Here is a 2374-nt window from a genome sequence, read left to right as displayed (position 1 = left end):
GGGTGGGGCGGGGGCAGGGTGAGGGCGAGGTCGGGTGAGAGGGGCAAGTGAGCGTGAGGGGGTGGGCGAGCGCGAGGGGGTCCAGTGGGCGTGAGGGCCATTAGCAGGCGTGAGAGGGTCTAGCGATAGCTAGTGGGTGCAGCGGGAGCCAGGAGGGCAGGTGGGGGCAGAAAGGGTTAACGGGAGTTAGAGGGTGTAACGAAAGCGAGAGGGCCTGCCGGGAGCGGGGAGGCGAGCGGAAGTTAGGGGGTGTAACGGTGGTGAGTGGGCGTCACATGCGGAAGATGCCGTAGCCGCGGGCGCCCTCGATCGGGGCGCTGTGGATGGCGGAGAGGCAGAGGCCGAGGATGGTGCGGGTGTCGCGGGGGTCGATCACTCCGTCGTCGTAGAGGCGGCCGGAGAGGAAGATCGGGAGGGATTCGGCTTCGATCTGCTGCTCGACGGCGGCGCGGATGGTGGCGTCGGTTTCCTCGTCGTAGGGCTGGCCCTTGGCGGCGGCGGATTGGCGGGCGACCAGGGAGAGGACGCCGGCGAGTTGCTGGGGGCCCATGACGGCGGATTTGGCGCTCGGCCAGGTGAACAGGAAGCGGGGGTCGTAGGCGCGGCCGCACATGCCGTAGTGGCCGGCGCCGTAGGAGGCGCCCATCAGGACGGACAGGTGGGGGACGGTGCTGTTGGCCACGGCGTTGATCATCATGGCGCCGTGCTTGATGATGCCGCCCTGTTCGTACTCCCGGCCGACCATGTAGCCGGTGGTGTTGTGCAGGAAGAGCAGCGGGCGGTCCAGCTGGTTGGCGAGTTGGATGAACTGGGCGGCCTTCTGGGACTCCTGGCTGAACAGCACCCCCTGGGCGTTGGCCAGGATGCCGACGGGGTGGCCGAGCAGGGTGGCCCAGCCGGTGGTGAGGCTGGTGCCATAGCGGGGTTTGAACTCGTCGAAGTCGGAGGCGTCGACGATCCGGGCGATCACCTCACGCGGGTCGAAGGGGGCCTTGAGGTCGCCGGGGACGATGCCGAGCAGGTCGTCCTCCGGGTACTTCGGCGGTTCGGGGCAACGCGCGGGCGCGGGGCCGGACTTGCGCCAGTGCAGGCGGTGGACCACGCGGCGGGCCAGGCGGAGGGCGTCGGGCTCGTCGAGGGCGAGGTGGTCGGCGAGGCCGGAGGTGCGGGCGTGCATCTCGGCGCCGCCGAGCGACTCGTCGTCGGACTCCTCGCCGGTGGCCATCTTCACCAGCGGGGGGCCGCCGAGGAACACCTTGGCCCGTTCCTTGACCATGATCACGTGGTCGGACATCCCGGGCACGTACGCGCCGCCCGCCGTGGAGTTGCCGAACACCACGGCCACGGTGGGGATTCCGGCCGCCGACAGCCTGGTCAGGTCGCGGAACAGGGCGCCGCCCGGGATGAAGATCTCCTTCTGGCTGGGCAGGTCGGCGCCGCCGGACTCAACTAGGTTGATCAGCGGGAGCCGGTTGCGCAGGGCGATCTCGTTGGCCCGCAGGGCCTTGCGCAGCGTCCACGGGTTGGACGAACCGCCGCGCACGGTGGGGTCGTTGGCGGTGATGACGCACTCGGTGCCGGCCACCGTGCCGATGCCGGTGACCAGGGCCGCGCCGACCTGGTACGGGCTGCCCCAGGCGGCGAGCGGGGAGAGTTCGAGGAACGGCGAGTCGGGGTCGAGCAGCAGCTCGATCCGTTCGCGGGCCGCGAGTTTGCCCCGACTGCGGTGGCGTTCCAGGTACTTGGGGCCGCCGCCGGCCAGGGCCTTGGCGTGTTCGGTGTCCAGTTCGGCGAGTCGGGTCAGCATCGCGGCGCGGTTGGCCGCGTACTCGGGGGCGTCCGGGTCGAGCCGGGTGGGCAGGACGGTCACAGCGGGGCCTCCGGGGGCTCGGGCCGGGCGGGCGGGGTGGTGGTGGGGAGTCGCGGGGCGGAGGTTGGGGTGGTGGGGAGTTGCGGGGCGGGAGGCGGGGCCGGCGGGAGGAGGGCGGCGGGGAGGTCGAGGTGGCGGGAGCGCAGCCACTCCCCCAGCGCCTTGGCCTGCGGGTCGAACCTGGCCTGGGCGGCAACGCCTTCGCCGAGCAGGCCGTGGAGGGTGAAGTTGACCGCCCGGAGGTTCGGGAGCAGGTGCCGTTCGATCTCCAACCCGGCTGTTTCGGGCAGGAGTTCGCGCAGCCTGGCGGTGGTGAGGGTGTGGGCGAGCCAGCGCCATCCGGCCTCGTCGCGGGCCCAGACGCCGAGGTTGGCGTCGCCGCCCTTGTCGCCGCTGCGGGCTCCGGCGATCAGGCCGAGCGGGGCGCGGCGGGTCGGTCCGGGCTCCGGGGGTGGCGGCAGTTCCGGTGCGGGCAGCGGGAGTTGGCGGTGGAGGGTGGCGGCC

General features: G+C 72.1%; 1 protein-coding gene and 1 pseudogene. Both read right to left on the bottom strand.

Annotated features, from left to right (window positions below; translation table 11 throughout):
* Positions 1–271: 271 nt before the first annotated feature.
* Positions 272–1870 (bottom strand): acyl-CoA carboxylase subunit beta, encoded by a 1599-nt coding sequence (locus IH44_RS0139690; RefSeq protein WP_030464718.1) that lies wholly within the window; start codon positions 1868–1870, stop codon positions 272–274.
* A pseudogene (locus tag IH44_RS0139685) lies at positions 1867–2374 on the bottom strand (exopolyphosphatase); the annotation flags it as partial. The pseudogene IH44_RS0139685 and the gene IH44_RS0139690, both read right to left, overlap by 4 nt.

This window comes from Kitasatospora sp. NRRL B-11411 (assembly GCF_000721345.1).
Taxonomy (GTDB): Bacteria; Actinomycetota; Actinomycetes; order Streptomycetales; family Streptomycetaceae; genus Kitasatospora; species Kitasatospora cineracea.
Note: the sequence above shows the minus strand (reverse complement) of the source record. Positions and strands in the feature narration are given on the sequence as shown.